General features: G+C 43.5%; 20 protein-coding genes. 10 read left to right on the forward strand and 10 right to left on the reverse strand.

What is annotated here, in order from left to right:
* Positions 1-77: 77 nt before the first annotated feature.
* Positions 78-2,300, reverse strand: a complete 2,223-nt coding sequence (gene purL, locus JO154_RS14845) for a phosphoribosylformylglycinamidine synthase subunit PurL (protein WP_291946823.1) — start codon at positions 2,298-2,300, stop codon at positions 78-80.
* Between the two features lie 349 nt (positions 2,301-2,649).
* Between purL and JO154_RS14850 the strand changes: the two genes are divergently transcribed.
* The 3 genes from JO154_RS14850 (at position 2,650) to JO154_RS14860 (ending at position 6,455) form a co-directional block, all read left to right on the forward strand.
* Complete coding sequence (locus tag JO154_RS14850; protein WP_291946825.1) at positions 2,650-4,839, forward strand: glutamine synthetase III; 2,190 nt, start codon at positions 2,650-2,652, stop codon at positions 4,837-4,839.
* A 174-nt stretch (positions 4,840-5,013) separates the two neighbouring features.
* Positions 5,014-5,763, forward strand: coding sequence for a hypothetical protein (locus JO154_RS14855; RefSeq protein WP_291946827.1), 750 nt, complete (start codon positions 5,014-5,016; stop codon positions 5,761-5,763).
* A 50-nt stretch (positions 5,764-5,813) separates the two neighbouring features.
* Positions 5,814-6,455: a hypothetical protein gene (locus JO154_RS14860; RefSeq protein WP_291946829.1), complete on the forward strand. Its 642-nt coding sequence runs from the start codon at positions 5,814-5,816 to the stop codon at positions 6,453-6,455.
* Between the two features lie 294 nt (positions 6,456-6,749).
* Here JO154_RS14860 and accC read toward each other — a convergent pair whose 3' ends face one another.
* The 3 genes from accC to efp all read right to left on the reverse strand — a co-directional run bounded on the left by accC (position 6,750) and on the right by efp (position 9,288).
* A complete protein-coding gene (gene accC, locus JO154_RS14865; protein ID WP_291946831.1) occupies positions 6,750-8,087 on the reverse strand; it encodes an acetyl-CoA carboxylase biotin carboxylase subunit in 1,338 nt (445 codons plus the stop codon).
* A 103-nt stretch (positions 8,088-8,190) separates the two neighbouring features.
* Positions 8,191-8,679: an acetyl-CoA carboxylase biotin carboxyl carrier protein gene (gene accB, locus JO154_RS14870; protein ID WP_291946833.1), complete on the reverse strand. Its 489-nt coding sequence runs from the start codon at positions 8,677-8,679 to the stop codon at positions 8,191-8,193.
* Between the two features lie 45 nt (positions 8,680-8,724).
* Positions 8,725-9,288, reverse strand: a complete 564-nt coding sequence (efp, locus tag JO154_RS14875; protein WP_291946835.1) for an elongation factor P — start codon at positions 9,286-9,288, stop codon at positions 8,725-8,727.
* Positions 9,289-9,477: 189 nt separating this feature from the next.
* On the opposite strand from efp, the gene JO154_RS14880 reads away from it, so the two are divergent.
* The 3 genes from JO154_RS14880 to JO154_RS14890 all read left to right on the forward strand — a co-directional run bounded on the left by JO154_RS14880 (position 9,478) and on the right by JO154_RS14890 (position 11,862).
* Entirely contained in the window at positions 9,478-9,975 is a 498-nt protein-coding gene (locus tag JO154_RS14880) for a redoxin domain-containing protein (protein ID WP_291946837.1), read from the forward strand.
* Positions 9,976-10,301: 326 nt separating this feature from the next.
* Complete coding sequence (gene mdh / locus JO154_RS14885; protein WP_291946839.1) at positions 10,302-11,240, forward strand: malate dehydrogenase; 939 nt, start codon at positions 10,302-10,304, stop codon at positions 11,238-11,240.
* A gap of 160 nt (positions 11,241-11,400) precedes the next feature.
* Complete coding sequence (locus JO154_RS14890) at positions 11,401-11,862, forward strand: MarR family transcriptional regulator (RefSeq protein WP_291946841.1); 462 nt, start codon at positions 11,401-11,403, stop codon at positions 11,860-11,862.
* A 5-nt stretch (positions 11,863-11,867) separates the two neighbouring features.
* Here the strand turns inward: JO154_RS14890 and JO154_RS14895 are convergent, their stop codons facing one another.
* From JO154_RS14895 to JO154_RS14905, 3 genes are all read right to left on the reverse strand, one after another.
* Positions 11,868-13,103 carry an MFS transporter gene (locus JO154_RS14895; protein ID WP_366935589.1) on the reverse strand — a complete coding sequence of 412 codons (1,236 nt, stop codon included), beginning with the start codon at positions 13,101-13,103 and terminating at the stop codon, positions 11,868-11,870.
* A 93-nt stretch (positions 13,104-13,196) separates the two neighbouring features.
* Positions 13,197-13,889 (reverse strand): VTT domain-containing protein, encoded by a 693-nt coding sequence (locus JO154_RS14900; protein ID WP_291946845.1) that lies wholly within the window; start codon positions 13,887-13,889, stop codon positions 13,197-13,199.
* 69 nt (positions 13,890-13,958) lie between these two features.
* Entirely contained in the window at positions 13,959-15,239 is a 1,281-nt protein-coding gene (locus tag JO154_RS14905; protein ID WP_291946846.1) for a dicarboxylate/amino acid:cation symporter, read from the reverse strand.
* A gap of 194 nt (positions 15,240-15,433) precedes the next feature.
* Here JO154_RS14905 and JO154_RS14910 point away from each other — a divergent pair, with 194 nt between their 5' ends.
* Entirely contained in the window at positions 15,434-16,930 is a 1,497-nt protein-coding gene (locus tag JO154_RS14910) for an amino acid permease (RefSeq protein WP_291946847.1), read from the forward strand.
* A gap of 84 nt (positions 16,931-17,014) precedes the next feature.
* Positions 17,015-17,725, forward strand: a complete 711-nt coding sequence (locus tag JO154_RS14915) for a YebC/PmpR family DNA-binding transcriptional regulator (protein WP_291946848.1) — start codon at positions 17,015-17,017, stop codon at positions 17,723-17,725.
* A 334-nt stretch (positions 17,726-18,059) separates the two neighbouring features.
* Here JO154_RS14915 and JO154_RS14920 read toward each other — a convergent pair whose 3' ends face one another.
* The 3 genes from JO154_RS14920 to JO154_RS14930 form a co-directional block, all read right to left on the reverse strand.
* Positions 18,060-18,818, reverse strand: coding sequence for a response regulator transcription factor (locus tag JO154_RS14920; protein ID WP_291946849.1), 759 nt, complete (start codon positions 18,816-18,818; stop codon positions 18,060-18,062).
* A 287-nt stretch (positions 18,819-19,105) separates the two neighbouring features.
* Positions 19,106-20,065, reverse strand: a complete 960-nt coding sequence (locus JO154_RS14925; protein WP_291946850.1) for a D-2-hydroxyacid dehydrogenase — start codon at positions 20,063-20,065, stop codon at positions 19,106-19,108.
* A 22-nt stretch (positions 20,066-20,087) separates the two neighbouring features.
* Positions 20,088-20,357 (reverse strand): hypothetical protein, encoded by a 270-nt coding sequence (locus JO154_RS14930; RefSeq protein WP_291946851.1) that lies wholly within the window; start codon positions 20,355-20,357, stop codon positions 20,088-20,090.
* 154 nt (positions 20,358-20,511) lie between these two features.
* On the opposite strand from JO154_RS14930, the gene JO154_RS14935 reads away from it, so the two are divergent.
* Positions 20,512-20,760, forward strand: coding sequence for a hypothetical protein (locus tag JO154_RS14935; RefSeq protein WP_291946852.1), 249 nt, complete (start codon positions 20,512-20,514; stop codon positions 20,758-20,760).
* Between the two features lie 109 nt (positions 20,761-20,869).
* The gene (locus JO154_RS14940; RefSeq protein ID WP_291946853.1) at positions 20,870-21,442 is read left to right on the forward strand and encodes an RNA polymerase sigma-70 factor; all 573 of its coding nucleotides are present in this window, start codon (positions 20,870-20,872) and stop codon (positions 21,440-21,442) included.
* Positions 21,443-21,453: the final 11 nt, after the last annotated feature.

The following is a 21,453-nucleotide window of genomic DNA, read 5'->3' on the forward strand; positions in this document are numbered from 1 at the left end:
ATACAACGCCATAAAATGAAAGAGGGTGCCTCATTTACTTTTGAGACACCCTCTTTCTTTTATAGAATATCTATCAACTATTTCAGATGTTCTTCAACGGAAGTGTTGTAAGGTTTTTTCCAGTCGCTTACAGTACCCCAAACTTCACCATTCACAACGATGTTTTCGCCTTTTACGGTACCAATCAGTTCATGACGAACAGAGGTTTCAGTAGCATCTAACAGACCGTGAAGGATAGACTCGAATTTCTCTTTGTCTTGTGGTCTAACGGATACAACTACACGGCTTTGGCTTTCACCGAACAGGTAAGCATCTTTACGGAAATGGTTGTTAGTTTTCACTTCGAAGCCCAAACCGTTTGGCATAGCGCTTTCGAAGAGTGTTACGAACAGACCACCTTCGCTCACGTCGTGTGCAGACTGCAGGATACCAGCTTTGTTCAATTTGGCAACTGCATGTTGCAGACGGTATTCTTCTTCAAGGTTGAAGTGAGGAGCTGGGCTGAATTCCACGCCAACGATTTTGTGCAGGTATTCAGAGCTGCTGATATCGTTACGGCTGCGGCCCAAGATGTAAACCAGGTCGCCTTCGTTTTTGAAATCGAGGGTCAGACGCAGGTTCATATTATCCAGTACACCCAGCATACCGATGGTAGGGGTAGGGAATACAGGACCGTCTGGAGATTGGTTATAGAAGCTCACGTTACCGCCGGTAACAGGAGTATTGAATTTACGACAAGCTTCGCCCATTCCTTTGATAGCATATACGAACTGGTAGTATACTTCCGGATCGTAAGGGTTACCGAAGTTGAGACAGTTGGTGATTGCTACAGGCTCACCACCAGAGCAAACGATATTACGAGCAGCTTCAGCTACAGCGATCTGACCACCGATGTGTGGATCAGCGAACACGTAGCGGCTGTTACAGTCGGTAGTTACCGCCAGTGCTTTCTCTGTACCTTTTACTAATACGATCGCAGCATCAGAAGGAGCGTTGGTACTAGCATTTGCAGTACCTACCATGCTGTCGTACTGGTTGTAGATCCAGCGTTTAGAAGCGATGTTAGGTTGAGCGATAATTCTTTCAGCTACCAGTTTAGCATTGGTAGTATCAGGAATATTCTGGATATCGAATGCTTTTACTTTAGCGAAGTAAGCAGGCTCCGTGTAAGCTCTGTGATATTGAGGAGCGCCACCGCCCAGTACCATTGATTCTGCAGGAACATCGGCTTCGAGTTCGCCATTCATGTAGAATTTCAGGTTTTTATCTTTGGTTACTTCACCGATCTGAACACAGTGGAGATCCCATTTTTCGAAGATATCCAGTACTGCTTTTTCCTGTCCTTTCTTCACAACGATGAGCATACGCTCCTGGCTTTCGCTCAGCAGCATCTCCCATGCTTTCATATTTTCCTGGCGGGTAGGAACTTTATCCAGCCAGATGTTCATACCATGTTCACCTTTAGCACTCATTTCAGCGGTAGAGCAAGTGATACCGGCAGCGCCCATATCCTGCATACCAATGATAGCTTTGGTTTTGATGATTTCCAGACAAGCTTCCAGTAATTTCTTTTCCTGGAATGGATCACCTACCTGTACTGCTGGCAGATCTTCCACGCTGTCTTCAGTGATGTTCGCAGAAGCGAAAGAAGCACCACCGATACCGTCTTTACCGGTAGCGGAACCAACGATGAAAACAGGGTTGCCTTCACCATGGGAAGTAGCGGAAACAGTCTGACCTACTTTTACAATACCTACGCTCATAGCGTTAACCAATGGGTTGGTACCGTAGCAGTCTTCAAAATATACTTCACCACCAACAGTTGGAACACCGAAGCAGTTACCATAGTGTCCGATACCGCTTACTACCCCTTTAACGAGGTGTTGGGTTTTCTTGTCGTTGATATTACCGAAACGCAGAGAGTTCAATGCTGCGATTGGGCGGGCACCCATGGTAAAGATATCACGGTGAATACCACCTACGCCAGTTGCAGCACCTTGGAAAGGCTCAATAGCAGAAGGGTGGTTGTGAGATTCGATCTTAAATACCACTGCATAGCCATCGCCGATGTCAACGAGACCGGCATTCTCTTCACCGGCTTTTACCAGCAGGCGATCTCCTTCACGAGGCAGTGATTTCAGCCACACGATTGAGTTTTTGTAGCTGCAATGCTCACTCCACATTACAGAGTACATACTCAATTCAGTAAAATTTGGAGTGCGGCCTAAGATGGAATTAATTCGTTCAAACTCGTCAGCGGTAAGTCCTAGCTGTTCAGCAATTTCTACGGTGGTTTGCATGTATTTAATTATAAAAAACCGAGTAATTAAAAAGAAGATGCAAACCTACATGATTTTCTGGCAAATCCCAAGAGTCAGCCCCCGATTCACCGAAACTATCCCCCTCCTTTTAAACACCTTTCATAACCAACCCGCCTAGGGTCAATTTTTCATGTATTAATCTAACAGCGCTTATCATATTATTAATTTTTTAATCTATCAGTTTCAATATATCCAGCCCGCTTTTTTTTGATCAAATGAAAAAATAACCGCCTTTTTTAGACTCGTAATGTAATTTTTTAGTTAAAGTGAACAAATTTGTTGCATTTCCGCTGAGGATTGCGTTTTTTTGTGTAAAATTAAATACAGCATGCAATCGTTACGTTTTACCGCGCTGGAAGGTTTAGCTGGCGTCGACTCCAAACTCACCGAGCATAATGGCAAAATCACCGAAGTATTCGGTTCTAATGTATTTGCCGGACGAATCGTACGTGAATACCTGAGCGATGAGGCTTACAAGAGCCTGATGAACTCTATTAAGAACGGCACCAAGCTTGAGCGTAAAATGGCTGAGCAAATCGCTTCTGGTATGAAAGCCTGGGCGATGAAAAAAGGTGTTACTCACTACAGCCACTGGTTCCAACCACTGACTGGTACTACCGCTGAGAAACATGACTCTTTTTTCACCCTGAAAAGTGATGGCTCTGCCCTGGAAACTTTTGATGGTGATGCGCTCGTACAACAAGAACCAGATGCTTCCAGCTTCCCTAACGGCGGTCTGAGAGCAACTTTTGAAGCACGCGGCTACACTGCTTGGGACCCATCCTCTCCAGCATTCATCCTGGAACAAGGTTATGGTAAAACCCTCTGTATCCCTACTATTTTCGTTGCTTACACCGGCGAATCCCTGGATTATAAAGCTCCTCTGTTGAAAGCACTGTCTGCAATCGACAAAGCTGCCGTAGATGTTTGTAATTATTTTGATAAAAACGTTACCAAGATTACGCCAACCCTCGGTTGGGAACAAGAGTACTTCCTGGTAGACGAAAACCTCGCAAATGCTCGCCCTGACTTGATCCTCTGCGGTCGTACCGTAGTTGGTCACGCTCCTTCTAAAGGTCAGCAACTGGAAGACCACTACTTCGGTGCTATCCCAGAAAGAGCTTATGCTTACATGCGCGATTTCGAAGAAGAATCCTATAAACTGGGTATTCCTTTGAGAACACGTCACAATGAAGTGGCTCCTTCTCAGTTCGAGTGCGCTCCTATTTTTGAAGAAGTAAACATCGCGGTGGATCACAACTCCCTGCTGATGGATGTAATGAATAAAGTGGCTAAACGTCACAAACTGAAAGTGTTACTGCACGAGAAACCATTCGCTGGTATCAACGGCTCCGGTAAACACAACAACTGGTCTCTGGCTACCGATACCGGCGTTAACCTGCTGGCTCCTGGTAAAACACCTAAGACCAACCTCATGTTCCTCACTTTCTTCGTAAACACGATCAAAGCCGTTCACGATTACGCTGACCTGCTGAGAGCTTGCATCGCTTCCCCAAGCAACGATTTCCGCCTGGGTGCAAACGAAGCGCCTCCTGCTATCATCTCCGTATTCTCCGGTAAATACCTCTACGAAGTGCTGCAGGAAGTTAAAACCCGCGTAAACAACAAGTTCGACGAACAAGACGAAGCTATCCTGAAACTGGACCTGCACCGTCATATTCCAGAACTGATGCTGGATAACACTGACCGTAACCGTACTTCTCCGTTCGCCTTCACCGGCAACAAGTTCGAGTTCCGCGCCGTAGGTTCTTCCGCTAACTGCGCTTCTGCAATGACCGTTCTGAACTCTATCGTTGCGAAAACGCTGATCGACTTCAAAGCAGAAGTAGATAGCCTGATCGAAAAAGGTGAGAAAAAAGAGATTGCAATTATGCAAACTCTTAGAAAATATATTGTAGATTCGGAAAAAATCCTGTTCGAAGGCGACGGCTACAGCGAAGAGTGGGAAAAAGAAGCTGAAAAAAGAGGTCTGGAAAATATCAAGACCACTCCTAAAGCACTGGATGCTTTCTTAACTAAAAAAGCTGCCACCCTGTTCTCCGAAGTAGGCGTTTACAACGAGAAAGAATTACACGCACGTCACGAAATCCTCCTGGAAGACTACGTGAAAAAAGTGCAGATCGAAGCTCGCGTAATCGGCGATCTCGCTACCAACACTATTCTGCCTTCTGCTATCAGCTACCTCAACGAACTGATAACAAACATCAAAGGCCTGAAAGAAATTGGTCTGGGCGAAGAAAATGTGAAAGCACAGAAACAAATCGCTAACAAAATTTCTGAACATATCAATGTCATCAGTGAGAATGTACAGGCTATGATCGAAGCGCGCAAAGTGGCCAATAAATTGACCGACAGCCGCCAGAAAGCGATCGACTATTGTGAGAAAATCAAGCCTTACTTTGACGTAATCCGTTACCACTCCGATAAACTGGAGTTCCTCGTAGATGACAAAAAATGGGCATTGCCTAAATATAGAGAGCTGCTTTTCTTGCGATAAAACCGTAAGATTGTTTTGGTGTATGATTAGCCCCGGATTTTCATCCGGGGCTTTATTTTTCCCACTATATTTCTCACCGCACCTAATCTACATAACTTAAACTCCCGATAATCTTAACCTATACCCTCTGTAGGCCTGCCTAACCTAATTATTCATATTTAACCCTACCACCAAATGAAGTTACCCCTTCACCTCATGGCCCTGGCCATGCTCGCATGTACTGTACTCGCCAGTTGTAAAAAAAATGATCCTTGCTGGCACCTGCCCTCTAATAAACCCAAAATCAAACAACTTATTTGGCAACTTGATAAAAAACCCGACACACTCAACTTTTATTACAACTCGAAAGGCGCCCCCATCAGCATTATTCGCCAATCAGTTAGTACCGGTTACCCCAACTATCGTTTTAATTATGATGCCCAAGGCCGGCTCATCACTTTTATCGCCTATTACAACGATTTTCGTTTCGAAAAGGCATATAAATTCTTCTATGGAAAAAACGATTTTCCAGTATCGGATTCTATCTATTTGGGTGGCTTCTATAACGGAAATGTACTCATGAGAGATGGTTATTCAGAAGTATTAACCACTACCTATTCCTGGGACAATCAGCATCGCATTACATCGATGGATAGAAATATGATAGGGGCTTATCCTCCAATTATCCTGCACTATACTTTCAATTACAATTCCGCCGGCAACCTGACTGGCTATCGCACTACAGATAATAAAACAAACATCAAATCCTTACATCCTGTATGGCAATTGCTTAGTTTGGATTTTAGCAAAAACAATGGCTTTATTGCACCTAACTATAATATCCATCAACTGCCCACATCCATCCCAGCAATTGATGGCGCGGATCCTGCCGGCGATTTCATCTATAACATATGGCTGGCCAACAACCAGGTTATCTACGAATAACTTTAAACCAATCCAGGAATCAGCAGTCAAATAGGGAAATTTACTGTAACATGCGACACCTGTTACTCCTTATCTTTATCTTTTTGACTGCTGCCTCCCACACCAGGGCGCAGGATTCCTCTGGAACGAAAAACCTGAACCTATCTGCTACTCAGACTGCCCAATTGAAAGTGATCAACAAAGCATTTATCAAAGATGCCCAACAGATCAGAACCGATAAAAGCCTCTCAGCAGAAGATAAAAAAGTCAAACTACAGGAGCTTAGCTTCAACCGAGAAGATAAAATCAAAACTGTTCTCACACCTGATCAGCTCGCCAAATGGCAGCAGCAACATATTGCTATGCACCAAATGGCCGATATGCATCGCACTGATAGTCAGAAGGTTAGAGCCAAAATGATAGAAGAACTGGGTTTGACCAATGAACAGGCACAGCAATTGAAAAATATCAATAAAGATTTTAGGAATCAGGCCAAAGCCATCAGACAGGATAACGGTATCTCCAAACAAATTAGAAAAGAGAAACTGGATTCCCTGAAGAATGAGCAAGACAACCAGGTACAGGGAGTTCTTAACACCGACCAGTATACGAGATATAAAGCCATCTCGGCTCGTATGCAGGAAAGGATGCAAAACCTGAAAAAAACACAAAGCAGGGATATTCCTGGGAGAAACACTCCCGGCAGGAACTAACTAATTATGCCGCAATTGCTTATCACAATTGCAGTTACTTACTTTCACGGCCTGACTCCATCCATTTAATTAAATCCAGATTCCTTCGAAAGGAATTGAACCTCGAAATAAAAAGGGTCGCCATCTAGGCGACCTTTTTTTTATTATTTCCTGCCTGTCGCGCCTGCCCGCTGGGCAGGCACGACGAAAAAACAAAAGAACGAAATTAACGTCTGTGACGTCAATTTCGTTCTTTTGATACATTTTCTACTTATTTCTCAAATAACAATAGATATGTCTCAGGGAGACACGGTTCTACTGCATTGTGAAAGTTTCGATGAATTTGGTAGTGAAATTACCTTTTCTGAAGTTCTCATCGCGCATCAACTGCTGATGGAAAGGAATAGTAGTTTTCACACCTTCAATTACGAACTCGCTCAGTGCACGTTCCATGGTGTTAATAGCCTCTTCACGGGTCTGTGCGATAGCAATGATCTTAGCTACCATAGAATCGTAGAAAGGAGGAATAACGTAACCAGCATAGATATGTGAATCCACACGAACACCGTGACCACCTGGGATATGAAGCGTAGTGATTCTTCCTGGAGACGGACGGAAATCATTGTATGGATCTTCCGCATTGATACGGCACTCAATAGCGTGCATCTGCGGTGTATAGTTTTTACCAGAGATAGGAATACCAGCAGCGATCTTGATTTGTTCTTTAATCAGATCGAAGTTGATAACTTCTTCAGTAACACAGTGTTCTACCTGGATACGAGTGTTCATTTCCATGAAGTAGAAGTTACGGTGTTTATCTACCAGGAACTCAATGGTACCAACACTTTCGTAGTTGATAGCAGATGCAGCAGCAATAGCAGCAGCACCCATTTTTTCACGGAGTTCAGGTGTCATGAAAGGAGAAGGTGATTCTTCTACCAGTTTCTGGTGACGACGCTGGATAGAGCAATCTCTCTCAGAGAGGTGACATACTTTTCCGTATTGGTCGCCGGCAACCTGGATCTCAATGTGGCGAGGCTCTTCCACGAATTTCTCCATGTAAATACCATCATTGTTAAATGAAGCACGAGCTTCATTTTTAGCCATATTGTAAGCATTCTCCAGTTCACCTTCTTCCCAAACCACACGCATACCCTTACCACCACCACCGGCAGTAGCTTTCATAATCACCGGGTAGCCCATTTTGTTTGCCAGCATTTTTGCTTCAGCAACATCTTTCAGCAACCCTTCAGATCCTGGAATTACAGGTACACCTGCTGCAATCATTGTTTCTTTTGCAGTCATTTTATCACCCATTTTACGGATCATCTCCGCAGTTGGGCCAATAAATTTGATTCCATGTTCACCACAGATCTCGGCAAAACGGGCATTTTCAGCCAGGAAGCCATAACCAGGGTGGATAGCATCTGCGTTGGTAATCTCGGCAGCGGCCATCAGGTGAGGGATATTCAGATAAGATTCGCTGCTCTGCGGCTTACCGATACATACGGCCTCGTCTGCAAACTTCACATGCAGGCTGTCTTTATCTGCTGTAGAATAAACCGCCACCGTTTTGATACCCATTTCCTTACAGGTACGGATAATACGCAGGGCAATTTCTCCACGGTTAGCAATCAATATTTTTTTGAACATTGTTTTCCTGATAAGTTAATAAAAGAGTATAGCCTTCAGCAATTAGCCTTTAGTTATGCAGTAATGCGAAAACTAAAGGCTAACGACCAAAGGCTACATGCTATTATGGTTCAACTAAGAATAATGGTTGATCGTATTCTACCGGAGTAGCGTCATCAACGAGCACTTTCACGATTTTACCGGATACTTCACTTTCAATCTCATTGAACAGTTTCATCGCTTCAATGATACAAACAACTTTACCGGAAGAAACCTCATCTCCTACATTGATGAATGCAGGCTTATCAGGACCAGCAGAACGGTAGAAAGTACCAATCATTGGTGATTTGATGGTAATCAGGTTATCTGCTTTTGCAGCAACTGGAGCAGGTGCTGCAGCAACAGGTGCTGCTTGTGCAACAGGCGCAGCTACTGGAGCTGCAGGTGCTACTGCCTGCACTGGCGCAACCGCCGCAGGTACAGCAATAACCTGTTGTACTTCATTGTCTTTCTGTTTTATTGTAATCTTAAACTTGTCCTGCTCAATGCTCAGTTCACTGATATTTGATTTGTTAATCATTTTTACCAGTTCCTGAATCTGTTTAAAGTCCATGTAGACAGCTTTTGGTTTAGAAATGTGATATAGTTAGACTATCAATTATTTTACTCTCTCGATATACTCACCAGTTTTGGTGTTGACACGGATCATTTCACCCTCTTCTACGAACAAAGGAACCATTACTGTAGCACCGGTTTCAACGGTTGCTGGTTTCAAGGTACGGGTAGCAGTATCACCTTTTACGCCTGGCTCAGAATAAGTAACCAGCACAACGATCTTATCAGGTAATTCAACTGCCATGTATTGGTCAGTTTCAGTATTGATCTGAACGCTAACTTCCTGGCCATCTTTCAGGAATTGTGGAGCATCGATAGTCTGCTCTTCCATCACAATCTGCTCGAAAGTTTCGTTGTCCATGAAATTATAACCGGTCTCATCTTTATATAAGAATTGGAAAGGTTTCTTCTCGATACGAACCGGGAAGATGGTATCGCCGGAGTTCCAGGTGTGCTCAATAGAACGTGTATTGTCAACGCCCTTCAATTTAGCCCAAACCTTTGCTGCTGCACGGGCGGTTTTGTTCTGACCAAACTCTACAACAGAATATAAGCTGTTATCCAGCTTGATAATCAATCCTGTTCTGATATCTGCGGTGGTAGCCATAAAAGGTTACTAATTTTTAAGTTAAAAATTTATAAGGAATGCAAAAGTAAAAATTTCTGCATATGAACGAACAACTTATTCCCAAAAATAGACAGATTAGTGCCTTTTTAACCCTTTTTTCTGCATTTTAATGCAGAAAATGACATTAAAGGGGTAAATTGACCTCAAAATTCAAGAAATCCAAATAGTATGCGTTATCTGTTTCTACTGCTGTCTATCTGCATGCCAATGCTGCTTAAAGCCCAGTTTAATCCAAATTCAGGGAAACCTCCGTATTTGCAGTACCCAATCGTACCTGCATTCCCCATGACCCTCCCCGATGGCCATGTTATCACCAAAAAGGACCTGAAAAAGGACAAAACCATGGTTTTCGTATTCAGTGTGGACTGCGACCATTGCAAACACCTCACTGAAGAATTGATCCAAAACATCGACAAATTCAAGAACTACCAGATCCTGATGGTGACCCCATTCCAGGTAGACCAAATGAAAGAATACTATAATCATTATAATATATCAAAGTATTCGAACATCATCATGGCCAGCGAACCTTCCCGTCAAATCATGTATTTCTATGACCTGAAGTTCTTCCCCGGCCTCTACATCTACACCGCCAAAGACAAATTCGTCCACGGCTTCGAGGGCACTGCAAAAATAGACTCCCTTCTCTATTACCTCAAAAAATAATTTAAGGGCTGACCAAAAGCTCAGCGCAGCGTCACCGCCCGAAGGGCGGAACAGACCAAATCGACATCTTCGATGTCGATTTAAATATCGCAGATAACGATAATTACCATTATAGGGTAATTAAGTTGGCATCTTCGATGTCAACCTGCGGAGTTCTGGGCTTCGCCCGGTTAGCTACCACAGGTATGCGATCGTGTTGAAAAGATTTTTTAGTCAGCTCTTTTAATTGATTAAATTAATTATTATCGGCGCAAAACGCATTTTGTTGATTCCAAATGCGTAACTTGATAATACATTTTTTGTTCACTTTAAAAGCCATAGACAAGATGAAAGTTACAGTAGTAGGAGCCGGAAACGTAGGCGCCACCTGCGCCAACGTACTTGCTCACAGAGATTTCTTAACGGAGGTGGTTTTGCTTGATATCAAGGAAGGAACAGCTGAAGGAAAGGCATTGGATACATGGCAACAGGCACCAATCGATTATTACACAACCAAAGTCACCGGTGTTACGAACGACTACTCTAAAACAGCCGGTAGCGAGGTGGTAGTAATTACATCCGGCCTCCCCCGGAAACCCGGTATGAGCCGCGACGATCTGATTTCCACAAACGCCAGTATCGTGCGCTCAGTAACTGAAAATATTACCAAACATTCACCAAACGCCATCATTATCGTTGTCAGCAATCCGCTGGACGTAATGACCTATTGCGCTTACCTCACCGCTAAAAAAGATAGCAGCAAGGTATTCGGTATGGCCGGTATCCTCGATACTGCCCGCTATCGCGCTTTCCTGGCAGATGAAATAGGATGCTCTCCAAAAGATATTCAGGCTATCCTGATGGGCGGCCATGGCGACACCATGGTTCCCCTCCCAAGATATACCACCGTTGCAGGTATTCCCGTAACTGAACTGGTTGCCACAGACAAACTGGAAGCCATCATCCAACGCACTAAAGTAGGAGGCGGCGAAATCGTCAATCTCCTCGGAACTTCCGCTTGGTACGCTCCAGGCGCCGCTGCGGCCCAAATGGTAGAAGCCATCCTCAAAGATGAAAAACGCGTATTCCCCGTGTGCGCTTGGCTCACCGGCGAATATGGCCTGAAAGATATTTACCTGGGAGTACCCGTAGTGCTGGGAAAAAATGGTATCGAAAAAATCATTGAACTCCAGCTCAACGCCAGCGAAAAAGAATTGCTCAGTACTTCCGCGAAACACGTGAAAGAAGTAATGGACGTCCTCGATAATATGCAGGAAAAGGTCTAATCCTATTCCACCATTCAAAGAAAGTAAAAGGATCAGTGGTTACCCACTGATCCTTTTTATTTTCAATCAATTAAAACCGGGATGGGGGTCTAACTGTTAAGTAGTGTTAAAAAAGAATCGTAATTTCGATATAATAATATTGTTACATCTTTTTGTGCGTATGTCTAACCTGGAAAAGTTAATTACTCAGAAATCCTTTAGTAACGAGTATCACAAAGGGCTAGTAAGCCTCATCTTTGTGGGCAACTGGTTGACCTCCCGTCATCAGCAATTCTTTAAGAACTATGATATCACCATGCAGCAGTTTAATATACTGCGCATCCTCCGCGGACAACACCCTCAAGCCGCTAGCATCAATGTGCTTAAAGATCGCATGCTCGATAAAATGAGCGATGTATCCCGACTCGTTGAACGACTCCGAAAAACGGAACTAGTGGAACGCAAAAGCAGTGAGCTCGACAGAAGATCCGTTGATGTAAGAATAACCTCAAAAGGATTGGAACTCCTCAGTAGAATAGATGAAGACATCAATCAACTGGAAAATATATTGAAAGGACTGGACGAGCAAGAGGCAGCACAATTGAATAACCTACTGGATAAAGTGCTGGATCACTACTCCTAAAACCCCTAGAGCTTTTCCAAATAATTTAAATCCTTCCCGAAGGTTTCTTCTATGCTCCACGCTGCGAGCATGGATACGCCTATGCATACTGCCGCCACAATAGCGCCACTCTGCAATAGGTTAAACTTGCCCTGCACAGAAATAAATAATAAAGAAATCAGCGGCAGCATTCCTCTCGCAAAGTTAGGCACCGTGGTAGCCACGGTCGCACGGAGGTTGGTACCAAAGCTCTCTGCAGCTATCGTTACAAAGATGGCCCAGAACCCTACGCTGAAGCCCATGAAGAAACATACGGTATAAAATACAACTGTGCTGGCGCCGTGCAGATTCAGGTAAATCGCCACCATCACCGCTGTCATCAGCAGAAACAATAACATTACTTTCCTCCTGCTCTTCCACACCTGGCTGATCAAGCCACTGCTGAAATCTCCTAACACTAACCCAGCGTAACAAAATGCCACGGCATCGCCGGGACTAATCACGCCCTGGACTTGCATCTCACTGGCAAACTTATTCGAAAACGCAATTAAAATACCTACTACAAACCAGGTAGGCGTACCCAGTAAAATGCATTTTAAATATTTCAACAATCTTTCCTTACTGGTAAAAAGCGCTACAAAACTGCCTCTGACAGTAGCAGCCTCCCTCACCTTGTTGAACATTTGCGACTCCATCACACTAATACGCAAGAGCAGCAAAGCCAATCCCAAACCGCCACCAATAAAGTAACAAATGCGCCAATCGCCTACTGCTTTGGCAATCAAGTTCGCAGCAACGGCCCCGGAAACCCCTACAGTAGCCACAATCATAGTACCGTATCCTCGTTTCTCTTTGGGCAATATTTCTGATACAAGGGTAATACCCGCTCCCAGCTCTCCTGCCAGACCAAAGCCTGCCACAAAGCGCCAGAGTACATAACCATTGATACCATGTACAAAGCCATTGGCGATATTAGCCACTGAATAAATGAGAATAGACCCAAAGAGCACACTAAGTCTCCCTTTCTTATCTCCTAAAATCCCCCAGAAAATACCGCCTATCAATAAACCGACCATCTGGATGTTAATCAATAACAAGCCAGCACCGGCGTCAATTTCTGATTGAGGAAGTCCCAACGACTTCAAACTCGGCACACGAACAATAGTAAATAACAGCAGGTCATAGATATCGACAAAATATCCCAGCGACGCAACAATGACCGCAATGTTGAAGATGGAAGCTGTCTGGCTTTCAGTTTTCATTTCTTTGGTTGATAACATTGGAAAAATAAACGTGGTTGATAAAAACAAAAATGCCATGAAAGATAATACTTCATGGCATTTTTTATTAATGTTTTATTTGGATTGCGTTATTTCATCCGGTTTGTTTTGCTCTATTTCGTGGTGTTCATGTGGCACCTTCGCCTTTCCGAATATCAGCTTCAGTAGTACTGGCAGCGTAGTAATCAGCACCAGGATGATCACAATCAGTTCCAGGTGATCTTTAAGACCAGGGAATTTTTGTCCCAGATAAAAACCGGCCAGCATCATGGAAAATACCCAAGAGAAGGAACCGATAATATTAAACATCATGAAACGTTTGCGTTCCATTCCCACAATTCCGGCCACAATTGGTGCGAAAGTGCGGATTATTGGCAGAAAACGGGCAAAAAAGATAGCGCCGCCGCCATATCTGTCATAAAACTCTTTAGCCTGGTAAAGATGCTTTTTCTTGAAAAGCAGGGAATCCTTCTTTTTAAATAACAGGGGGCCGGATTTACGTCCGAACCAAAAACCTACCATATTACCTAAAACCCCAGCCAGGGCAATGATTAACATCAATACAAAGAAAGGTGCATCGTGAAAGCCGGCACATAACTCTTTACCAAAGAATCCTGCCAAGAACAGCAGAGAATCTCCTGGCAGAAAAAAGCCCACAAACAGGCCGGTTTCTGCAAAAATGATTGCTACTAGTAGATATAATCCTCCGTGATCAATAATCCATTTCGGATTAATAAGGTGTCTGAATAACTCAATTATCTGGTCCATGCGATAAAAAATACGTTCGGGATCGGTAAAATATAGAATAATCTCTAATAAGAATGTTAATGTTTGGCATTAGGCATTGGCATTGGCCTCAGCGGGTTCAAGCTCCAGTTTGTTTTCCCATTTGGAAACAACAGCGGTAGCCATGGCATTACCGATTACATTAGTAGCAGAGCGGCCCATATCCAGCAGGTGATCCACACCCAACAACAACAGTAAGCCCGCTTCTGGGATGTTGAACATAGACAGGGTGCCTGCAATTACTACCAGGCTGGCACGAGGAACACCGGCAATCCCTTTACTGGTAATCATCAACACCAGGAGCATTGTGATCTGCTGATCTATAGGCAGATGCATGCCATACGCCTGGGCAATGAACAAACTAGCAAACGTCATATACATCATAGAACCATCCAGGTTAAAGGAGTAACCCAGTGGCAGTACAAAGCTCACAATCCGATTGTCACAACCAAAACGCTCCAGTTCAGCCATGGTACGTGGGTAAGCCGCTTCGCTGGAAGCAGTACCGAAAGCCAGCAGTACCGGATCTTTAATCAAACCCAGTAAACGGAATACTGGTTTGCCAAGTATCAGGAATCCTACCATGGCTAAAACGATCCATAAACTGAATAATCCCGCATAGAATTGGGTAATGAATTTACCGTACGTCCATAAAACACCTAATCCTTTATCTGCTACGATAGCAGCCATTGCAGCAAAAACGGCAAATGGTGCGAAGTTCATTACAAAGCCAGTTACTTTCAGCATGATATGCGCCAAGCTATCCATCAGTTTCACAATTGGATTGGCCTGCTCACCTACGGCCGCAGCGGCTACACCAAAGAAAATAGCAAATACTACGATTTGCAGAATTTCATTGTGTGCCATTGCATTCACCACAGAGTCCGGCACCACGTGCTGGAAAAAGCCTCTAAGCGTCATATCCGCCTTGGAAACCCCTGAAGCAGCGTGTGTATCAGGGAGGGGTAATGACAGGGAAACACCTGGTTTCATGATATTTACCAGTATCAATCCCAAAAACAATGATACAAAGGTTGCACTGATAAACCACAGCATTGTTTTTCCACCTACACGACCCACTGCTTTGATATCTCCCATTTTAGCCACACCTACCACCAAGGTGGAGAATACAAGTGGCGCGATAATCATTTTTACAAGACGGAGAAAGATATCAGTCAGAATTGAAATATTACTGCTAAATTTCTGAATGCTAGCCTGTTGTTCTGGCGTGGGATGTGCTTGTCCAAAAGAGTAGTTTACTATGTATCCTGTTGCGATCCCTACAACCATGGCCACAAAGATGTACAAAGTAAGCTTGTTGGATTTCTTCATGCGACGGTAAAATTAAATGCTGTGATGTTTTTCGTTGTAACCAAAAATTTCTCAAAAATAAGGTTACTGGCTTAATTATGAGTCGCCGAAGGTAAAATAAAGCGAGGGATTTTGGTTTGCAAATATTATATTTGGCGATTAACAATCAACAACAAACAAATCTACCTTAAAACAATCAACCAACAATTTGGCTTATGAGCAAACTATTTGCCAAGAAACAACTCTCCGTATTACTTTCGGAAGCATCCGATTCAGAGAAAGGTCTTAAACGAACGCTTGGTGCCGGATCATTGATCGCACTGGGTATCGGCGCCATCATTGGTGCAGGTCTTTTCGTTAGAACAGCTGCTGCCGCAGGTCAACACGCCGGACCAGCCGTTACAATTTCCTTTATCATTGCAGCATTTGGTTGCGCCCTCGCGGGTTTATGCTATGCCGAATTTGCTTCTATGATTCCGATTGCAGGAAGTGCCTACACATACTCCTATGCTACATTAGGTGAATTCATCGCATGGATTATCGGTTGGGATCTTGTACTGGAATATGCCCTCGGAGCCGCCACTGTGGCTATTGGATGGTCTCAGTACCTCAATAAATTGCTCACCAACATTTTCCACATTACGATACCCTATCAATGGTGTCACAGCCCATTTGAGATCAGCGATGCTGGCGTAAGAGGTATCATGAACGTACCTTCTATAGGTATCCTGCTGCTGCTGACGATGTTGCTGGTACGTGGTATTCAGGGTTCCGCCATTGTTAATAACATCATTGTTATTTGTAAAGTGGCGATCGTAATCCTCTTTATTATCCTGGGATGGCAGTTTATCAACCCTGTTAACCATACTCCATTCACTATCGCTGCTGATGCTGGTACTGTTACCATGCACAATGGCCAGGTAGTGGATTACTCCAACTTCTTCAACCATGGATGGGGAGGCGTTTTGCGAGGGGCTGGTGTGGTATTCTTTGCATTCATCGGTTTCGATGCAGTATCTACTGCTGCACAGGAAACAGTGAATCCTAAGAAAAACATGCCTATCGGTATCCTGGTTTCTCTGGCTATCTGTACTTTACTGTATATCCTGTTCTCTTATGTATTGACGGGTATCGCACCTTATAAAGACTTTGTAAGAGCTGGTGGTGAGGCTTCTGTTGCTTATACCATCGATACTTACATGCACGGTTACGCTTGGCTGTCTACCTTCATTACGGTAGCTATCCTGGCTGGTTTCTCCTCCGTAATCCTCGTGATGCTGCTGGGTCAGACCCGTGTATTCTACTCTATGAGTAACGATGGTCTGGTACCTCCTGTATTTGCAAAACTGCACCCTAAATATCGTACGCCATACCGTTCTCAGTGGATGTTCTTCGGGTTCACCACCTTGTTTGCGGCATTTGTACCAGACAGCGTTGTAGGCGATATGACCAGCATCGGTACCTTGTTTGCCTTTGTGCTGGTATGTGTTGGGGTGATTATCATGCGTAAAAACAATCCGGATGCGCCTCGTGGGTTCAAAACACCTTGGGTGCCAGTTCTTCCGATAGTGGGTGCTGTAGCCTGCCTGACTATGATTATCAGTCTCGGTCTGGAAAACTGGACCCGTCTGTTTGTATGGCTGGGTATCGGTTTCTTGATCTACTTTAATTATAGTGTCAAACACAGTAAGGCACGTAAGATGATGGATTAGTCCCAAGCGTGGATTTCATTACTTTGCCAGATTAACTTAAATTTGCGCATTATTTTAAAGATCCAATTATAGAATACCACTCCAATGGGAAGAATATTTGAAGTTCGAAAATCTACCATGTTTGCCCGCTGGGACAGGATGGCAAAACAGTTTACCAGAATTGGTAAGGATATAGCAATCGCCGTAAAGGCAGCCGGCCCTGATCCTGACAATAACCCTGCCCTGCGTCGCTGCATAGTGAATGCGAAAGCAGTGAACATGCCGAAAGACCGTGTTGACGCTGCGATCAAACGCGCTATGGGTAAGGATAAAACTGACTACGAAGAAGTTGTATACGAAGGTTATGCACCTCATGGCATCGCCATTATGGTGGATACTGCTACTGATAACACTACCCGTACTGTTGCAAACGTGCGTATGCACTTCAACAAATGCGGTGGTAGCCTTGGTAACAGTGGTTCCGTAGGATTCATGTTCAACCGCGTGGGTGAGTTCAAGGTGAAGAATGCTGGCCAAAACCTGGATGATCTGGAACTGGAACTGATCGATTTCGGTCTGGAAGAAATTGGAGAGGATGCAGAAGGTAATATTATTATCCGCGCTGCGTTCACTGAGTTCGGTAACATGTCTAAAGCTTTGGAAGACAAAGGTTTGGAAGTTATCAGTACTGAACTGAAGCGTATTCCTGCCAATCTCGTTGAATTATCAGAGGACCAGGCTAAAGAAGTACTGGAGCTGGTAGACCGTCTAGAACAAGACGACGACGTACAGGCAGTTTTCCACAATCTGAAGTAAGTACAAACACAATAACAGCGAAGCGTCCTGCCTTATGGCGGGACGTTTTGTTTTAGGGATATTGTAGGGAGATGGCCAGGCCTCGGATTACTTTCTCCCCTTCCTAGGTGGATGCAATGCATTTAATGGCAATCGCTAAAATAAAAACGTCCTGTTGCTAGAACAGGACGTTATGTTTAAGACAGATGTTGGGAGACAGCCAGAACTCGGATTACTTTCTCCCCTTGCTAGGTGGATGCGATGCGTTTGCTGGCAAGATCTATAAATAGAAACGTCCTGTTTGAAGCAGGACGTTTATTGATTTTCAACGGATAGTAGCAGCCAAAAATTAAAGTCAGGCTTTGACAATTTCTTGGGTCCGGCCCGTTTCATCGGCTATAAACATGATACCTTTTCCATGGTATGTTTGAACGCTGACAGAAGGGTCCGGGGCTATATACCTGCGTAAGCGGGTCAGGTATACGTCCATAGTGCGTTTATTATACGATTCTTCCCCATCCCAAACACAAGACATAATTTGGTCCCGTTTGAGCTTTTTATTGGGATTTTCGCATAGATATTTAAAGAGGTCTGATTCTTTAGGAGGCAGTTGCGTAACGGTTGCTTCCAAGCGGGTACCAGTGCCTGAAGGGTCAGGACGTTCTACGTCCATGGTAACAGCGCATTGTTGATAATTGAAGCAGAGATTACCGACGGTATAAGTGATTTGCTTTTCACTGCGGAGTAAGCGAGCCCTTTTTATGAAGACTTCCAACCGCAGGAGGAATTCCTGCATGTTGAATGGTTTTACAATGTAATCGTCCGCACCGGCTTCGAACCCTTGCATACGGTCTTGGTCCATATATCGGGAGGAAGTGATTAAAATGGGGACATTTTCATTGATTTTGCGAATATCGTGGGTAAGTTCGAAACCGTCTTTCTTGGGCATGACCACATCGATAACGCATAGGTCTATATCCTTTTGTTGAAAGGTGTCCCATCCTTCCGCACCATCCGTACAATATATTACCTCATAGCCGGCTTTTTCTATATGCCTTTTCATAACCTTGGCAAAAAACTGATCATCTTCTACCAATAAAACGGTCGGTTTCATTTTAGATAGATTTAATTGTTGTAACTAGAAAAAATGCGCACTACGAATCTCGATTTGGGATTACCCTGACAAAGGGTATTTTTTACGTTTATTCAAAGTACCGATTTACTAATGGATCTGCAATCAGTCTTTTCATTCATTATTTAGGGGGTTTGTTCATTTTGTTCATTTTTGACTTGGTAAATGAACATATCTATAAGGGTATATTATACAATTAAAAAACGTATAGCAATAAAAAACAGTTTAAGTTTTTTATCAACTATACGTTTAATAACATATAAAATATCTTATTTGTTTACGACATTTTGGGCCCGCCCAGATAGAAATGCGGCAAGATTTTCTACTACTTTGTTCAGTAATCTTCCCCTAGCAGCAGAAGTTGCCCAGGCAATGTGAGGGGTTATAATAATGTTCGGACTCCCAATTAAAGGATTATCCACTGCCGGCGGCTCAGTTGATAAAACATCCAAGCCTACTCCTGCAATGCGCCCTTCCTGCAAGGCCGCAGCCACATCGGCTTCATTGATCAATCCACCCCTACTAGTGTTAATCAGGAAAGCGGTGCGTTTCATCGTATGCAGCAAGGCAGCATTCACAAACTCTTTATTAGCGGCACTCATCGGAGTATGCAAACTCACCACATCCGCCTCTTTAAAACAAGTAGCCAGGTCCACAAAAGTGACGCCTTCCATTTGATCTCGCTCCGGATGCTTATGATGTGCAATGACTTTCATACCAAATGCCAACCCTATCCGCGCAACCGCCTGGCCTATCTGTCCTAATCCAACTATCCCCAATGTCTTCCCTTCCAGCTCTACCAACGGGAAATCCCAGAAAGAAAAATCCTTACTACTCGCCCAACGCCCGGCCCTCACAGCATCACTATGCGCGCCCGTCCGATGACACAATTCCAATATCAAGGCAAATGTCAACTGTGCTACCGCCGATGTACTATACGCCGGTACATTCGTAACAGGTATATTCCGTGCTTTCGCAGCTTCAATATTTACTACATTATAGCCGGTAGCTATCACCCCGATGTATTTCAACTGTGGTAACCGCGCGATGCTCTCCGCACTGAGTATGGATTTATTCGTCAGTACGATATCCGCATCAATGGCACGCTCTACTACCTGCGCCTCTGGCGTACGGTCGTAAATAGTAACATTACCCAAGGCTTTGAGTCCATCCCAGCTTAGATCTCCAGGGTTTAATGCGTATCCGTCCAGTACAACTATGTTGATCATGTGAGTAATTTTTAACGATGAATTATCGTCCCTTCTTCTTTTTCTTATTGAGATCTATTACGATCACTTCGAATAAATCCACTGCATCAATATCGAATAAGTCCGCCATCTGCATAAGCTCTCGTACATTAAACAATTCAGGCTGTTGTACTTTCCTATGAAGCGTTGAATAATTCACTCCCATATCTTTCTGAACAACAGAAATCGGAACAATATTGAATATTGTCTGAACACTATCTACCCCTCCTGTAGAAAATAATGCCTTTATCGCCTTATATCGTTGATCTTTCATTAAGACTCATTTCTAAAAAGGAATATACATTCAAACTTTCTAAACAGACAATTAATATCCATTTAAGAAATTCAATAAACTTTTTTGTTATTTTTATTATCTCTTTTAGAAGTTTAATTATTCTTTTTATTAACTTCAGCAAAAATTATCTTTTATGGAAAAACCATTCATTGCTGTAATAACCTCCGTTAAAACCTCTTTCGAACTCACTATCCACGGCACCCACAGCGGGCAAACCAACTTACTGAAATCCCTCCCAGGCCTTCAAAAATCGAAACGCCTAGCGCAGTACACGCTTACTTTCGGATATCTCAATGGGGAAGAATTAGGCTACAAAAAACGCCTCCTCTTTTCCGAGGATGAAATGCAGCAATGCGTGCAGAAACTATCCGCCGCCAAATAAGAGTCAAAATAGCATAACCCTTGATCAAAATACTATAATCTTCACTAGACAATTAGGTATAGATTGCAATTAAGATATTATTATCGCCTAATTATTTATCGAATCGATTATGATCGGTTGGAACGCGATGGAGGACAGTGAACTTTTATTCCACTTGAAAAATGGAAAAGTACCGGCATTTGATACCATCTATGCCAGGCACTGGCCCGATCTCTATAAACACGCTTTCTGTACCCTGAAAGATAGAGAAATGGCCCTCGATGTAGTCCAGGAAGTATTTACATGGCTCTGGTTGAATCGAGAAACAATCGAAATTACCAGCCTTAAACAATATCTTAAAGCCGCTACCAGGTATAAAATGGCCAATTATCTTCGTGCAGATAAGTCGCGCCAGCAACTCATCAACTCTCTCTACTACCTCACAGAAAAAACAGTCACGCAAGAGGATGTACACCTACGCGAACTGAAAACTAGGATTGCACATGCTGTCAACACTTTGCCAGATAAATGCAGAACAGTGTACAGTCTTAGTAGGAATGAACACCTCTCCCATGCGGAAATAGCTAGCCGCCTAAATATCTCTGTAAAAACAGTGGAAAACCAGATCACTATTGCACTTAAGCGAATTCGTTTATTCATTGGCGTTATATGCTGGTTTTTACTCCTCTATTATTTTTTATAATTTTTTTCCTT

This window comes from Chitinophaga sp. (assembly GCF_019236475.1).
In the GTDB taxonomy this organism is placed as follows: Bacteria; Bacteroidota; Bacteroidia; order Chitinophagales; family Chitinophagaceae; genus Chitinophaga.

Bases quoted from the DNA above. Each gene is read 5' to 3' on its own strand.
- purL (WP_291946823.1), bottom strand. From the start codon at position 2,300: ATGCAAACCACCGTAGAAATTGCTGAACAGCTAGGACTTACCGCTGAC.
- JO154_RS14850 (WP_291946825.1), top strand. From the start codon at position 2,650: ATGCAATCGTTACGTTTTACCGCGCTGGAAGGTTTAGCTGGCGTCGAC.
- JO154_RS14855 (WP_291946827.1), top strand. From the start codon at position 5,014: ATGAAGTTACCCCTTCACCTCATGGCCCTGGCCATGCTCGCATGTACT.
- JO154_RS14860 (WP_291946829.1), top strand. From the start codon at position 5,814: ATGCGACACCTGTTACTCCTTATCTTTATCTTTTTGACTGCTGCCTCC.
- accC (WP_291946831.1), bottom strand. From the start codon at position 8,087: ATGTTCAAAAAAATATTGATTGCTAACCGTGGAGAAATTGCCCTGCGT.
- accB (WP_291946833.1), bottom strand. From the start codon at position 8,679: ATGGACTTTAAACAGATTCAGGAACTGGTAAAAATGATTAACAAATCA.
- efp (WP_291946835.1), bottom strand. From the start codon at position 9,288: ATGGCTACCACCGCAGATATCAGAACAGGATTGATTATCAAGCTGGAT.
- JO154_RS14880 (WP_291946837.1), top strand. From the start codon at position 9,478: ATGCGTTATCTGTTTCTACTGCTGTCTATCTGCATGCCAATGCTGCTT.
- mdh (WP_291946839.1), top strand. From the start codon at position 10,302: ATGAAAGTTACAGTAGTAGGAGCCGGAAACGTAGGCGCCACCTGCGCC.
- JO154_RS14890 (WP_291946841.1), top strand. From the start codon at position 11,401: ATGTCTAACCTGGAAAAGTTAATTACTCAGAAATCCTTTAGTAACGAG.
- JO154_RS14895 (WP_366935589.1), bottom strand. From the start codon at position 13,103: ATGAAAACTGAAAGCCAGACAGCTTCCATCTTCAACATTGCGGTCATT.
- JO154_RS14900 (WP_291946845.1), bottom strand. From the start codon at position 13,889: ATGGACCAGATAATTGAGTTATTCAGACACCTTATTAATCCGAAATGG.
- JO154_RS14905 (WP_291946846.1), bottom strand. From the start codon at position 15,239: ATGAAGAAATCCAACAAGCTTACTTTGTACATCTTTGTGGCCATGGTT.
- JO154_RS14910 (WP_291946847.1), top strand. From the start codon at position 15,434: ATGAGCAAACTATTTGCCAAGAAACAACTCTCCGTATTACTTTCGGAA.
- JO154_RS14915 (WP_291946848.1), top strand. From the start codon at position 17,015: ATGGGAAGAATATTTGAAGTTCGAAAATCTACCATGTTTGCCCGCTGG.
- JO154_RS14920 (WP_291946849.1), bottom strand. From the start codon at position 18,818: ATGAAACCGACCGTTTTATTGGTAGAAGATGATCAGTTTTTTGCCAAG.
- JO154_RS14925 (WP_291946850.1), bottom strand. From the start codon at position 20,065: ATGATCAACATAGTTGTACTGGACGGATACGCATTAAACCCTGGAGAT.
- JO154_RS14930 (WP_291946851.1), bottom strand. From the start codon at position 20,357: ATGAAAGATCAACGATATAAGGCGATAAAGGCATTATTTTCTACAGGA.
- JO154_RS14935 (WP_291946852.1), top strand. From the start codon at position 20,512: ATGGAAAAACCATTCATTGCTGTAATAACCTCCGTTAAAACCTCTTTC.
- JO154_RS14940 (WP_291946853.1), top strand. From the start codon at position 20,870: ATGATCGGTTGGAACGCGATGGAGGACAGTGAACTTTTATTCCACTTG.